Origin of the sequence: Mobilicoccus pelagius NBRC 104925, from assembly GCF_000247995.1 — a bacterium.
Taxonomy (GTDB): Bacteria; Actinomycetota; Actinomycetes; order Actinomycetales; family Dermatophilaceae; genus Mobilicoccus; species Mobilicoccus pelagius.
Window position 1 is genome coordinate 1 of sequence record NZ_BAFE01000012.1, and the last position, 810, is coordinate 810.

At 69.5% G+C, this 810-nt stretch carries 2 protein-coding genes; both read left to right on the forward strand.

Features of this window, described 5'->3' with window-relative positions; genetic code table 11:
- A partial coding sequence (locus MOPEL_RS02885; RefSeq protein ID WP_217994501.1) for a hypothetical protein occupies positions 1-490 on the forward strand: 490 nt, incomplete at its 5' end.
- Between the two features lie 12 nt (positions 491-502).
- Positions 503-727 carry a hypothetical protein gene (locus tag MOPEL_RS02890; RefSeq protein ID WP_009481356.1) on the forward strand — a complete coding sequence of 75 codons (225 nt, stop codon included), beginning with the start codon at positions 503-505 and terminating at the stop codon, positions 725-727.
- Positions 728-810: the final 83 nt, after the last annotated feature.

The window sequence follows — 810 nt, forward strand, 5'->3', positions numbered from 1 at the left end:
ACTTATAGACCTCGGGATGGTCGACCGCGTCACCGTCGCCGGGGACGATGCCCCCGGCGATCCCGGAAAGGTCGCAGACCTGCGCGTCGAGGTCGAGCGAGAGCGGGGCCTCCGGCTCGCGGCAGAGCGCGAGGTCCAAGCCGTCATGGCGCACCTGGCGACGGCTCAGAACACGATCCGCATGATCGAGGCCGCGCCTCCCAAGGTCGAGACCCGCGTCGAGCGTGTCGAGGTCCCCGTCGTGGAACGGGTCGAGGTGCCCGTCGAGGTGCCCGTGCACGTGCCCGTCGTGCCCCGCTGGATGTGGGCCATCCTCACGGCGCTCCTGCTCGCTCTGGCCGCTCTGCTCGCCTGGACCTACACCGACCGCGCCGACCGCGCCGCCCCAACGATCAACGGGCCCTCGACGGTCCCCGTGGCGTGGCCGACGACCACGGCCCCAACGACCCCCGTCCCCATCGACATCGCCCCGCCACCGACCCAGCACTGAAAGGCACACCCCATGACCGACGACCAGCTCACGCAGCCCTGGATGACCGCCGTGCAGACCATCCGCGACGCCGCCGCCGCTCTGGACGACCCTCACCCCGAGACCCGACGCGTCGCCCTCGCCACCATCCGCCAGGCCGTGCACACCGCGACCCTGGACGACCCCGCCGTCAGCGACTACGCCGCCCACGTCGGCCCCTGGTCCACCTACCGGCCCCTCGGAAAGTCGAGCCTGTAACCGTCGCCTTAAAAGTTGACGAAATCCGCCTCACCTTAGGGATTATAGGCTCTTCACAATTCGGGGTGTAGGTGTGGTCTGAA

Coding starts and splice junctions, on each gene's coding strand:
- MOPEL_RS02890 (WP_009481356.1), top strand. CDS start 503: ATGACCGACGACCAGCTCACGCAGCCCTGGATGACCGCCGTGCAGACC.